This window comes from Rhabdonatronobacter sediminivivens, assembly GCF_013415485.1.
Lineage (GTDB): Bacteria > Pseudomonadota > Alphaproteobacteria > Rhodobacterales > Rhodobacteraceae > Rhabdonatronobacter > Rhabdonatronobacter sediminivivens.
On record NZ_JACBXS010000112.1, the window covers coordinates 1 to 1,607 of the forward strand.

General features: G+C 68.0%; 2 protein-coding genes. Both read right to left on the minus strand.

What is annotated here, in order from left to right:
* Positions 1–206 precede the first annotated feature (206 nt).
* On the minus strand, positions 207–692 hold the full coding sequence (locus HUK65_RS18935; RefSeq protein ID WP_179907711.1) for a transposase: 486 nt from the start codon (positions 690–692) through the stop codon (positions 207–209).
* On the minus strand, positions 689–1,099 hold the full coding sequence (locus HUK65_RS18355; protein WP_179907714.1) for an IS110 family transposase: 411 nt from the start codon (positions 1,097–1,099) through the stop codon (positions 689–691). The genes HUK65_RS18935 and HUK65_RS18355 overlap by 4 nt, the downstream gene beginning before the upstream one ends.
* Between the last annotated feature and the right edge of the window lie 508 nt (positions 1,100–1,607).

Consider the following 1,607-nt stretch of genomic DNA (forward strand, 5'->3'; position numbering starts at 1 on the left):
TCTCCGTTCTGTGTCGCAACTGAACAGAATCACAACCTGCTGAATTCACTCAACTCATTTCCGATTGGCCTCTGAGGACACAAGGCAAGGCTGAACCACACCACAGGCCCCTGCCCCGGCGCCCGCCGCAGGCGCGCAGGGTGGCAACTGTCCTGTTGTTTCGCTCTTATCTCAAGCCGGGGCCTCATATGGGGTGCTGGTCCGCATCATCGCGTTGAGGCGGCACAGGAGGCGTCGGCCATGGCGCGGATGACCGCCTTTGGGGCCTTTCCGCGCGCGAGCTGGGCCTTGATCCACGGGCGATCCACCCGCTTGTGGCAGTAGTTGACCAGCGCCGCCTGATAGAGCGCGCGGCGCACCTGACGCCGCCCGCCGCCGATGCGGCGCTTGCCCTGCCAGCGCCCGCTCTCGCGCGCCTCGGGCGCGAGCCCTGCAAGCCGCGCTATCTCGCGGCGCGAAAGCTGGCCGAGCTCGGCCAGATGCGCCAGCACCACCGCCGTGGTCACGGGCCCCATGCCGGGCGCGGAGCGCAAGAGCTCATGCGCCGCGCGCAGTTCCGGGTCGGCTGCGATCTCGGCTTCGATCAGCGCCTCGACCGCGGCGATCTGCCGGGCAAGACGGGTCAGATGCGCCCGGATGCCCGCCTTGACAGCGGGCAGGGCCGCCGCCCCAAGGTGCTGTTTTTGCTTCACGTCTCCATATCCTTGAGCTGCTGGCGCCGCCGCACAAGCTCCACCAGCCGCAACCGCGCAGGCGTGCGCAAGGTCTGCCGCCGCATACCCTGTGCACGCCCCATCTCGGCCAGAACCCGCGCATCCGCCCGGTCCGTCTTGGCCCGCCTCAGCGACAGTGCGAAGAACCGCGCCCGCCCCGGATTGACCCGGTGCAGACCAGCCCCGGCTGCCGCCGCCTCGGCCATGATTGCCCGGTCGCATCCACTCGTTGCCTCAATGACTATGCACACATCCGCGCGCAACTCGCCAAGCCACGCCCGCACCGAACGCGGCGTGTTCTTGACCTGATACTCACGACCCTGCGCCGGATCGCACACATCCAGCCAGTCCTTCGAAAGATCGACTCCGATATGGTCTTGTGTCATGCTCTCCGGCCCGCCCACGGGGCGGGCGTTCCGGGCGGAAACCCTGCACTGCAGGGTTTCATTTCGCCCTCCACCCTGTGCCATGTCATACGGGCTCAGGCCCCAACGGGACTGGGCTCCGCCCGTTCGTCGCTGAAATCGTGCCACTGGCAGATTTCCGGGCGCTCCTCACCCCGAAGCAACTGTTCAGGCTCCTTGGGCATGATATCGGCAGCGCGCCGGTCCGCCCTGCGGGCAGCAAGCCCAGGGTGGGAACGGGGTCGCTGCCGACACAAGTATCGCGCAGAAAATTGAGACAGGGTGGGCGCGGCTCGGGGCGCTTTCGACATTGACCAGAAGCGTGTTGGCTTGGGTGTGACCTGTGCGGACACATGGGGCGACGCCGCGCGCAAGCTGGGGAGGGGGGCTCCCGCCCGTCGGGGACGGATTGAAAATCCGCCCCCTCCCGTTGGGCCGGGCAGCCCTTCTGGCGCAGGGCTGGGCGCGCGCCCGGATCGAGGGGGGCTTC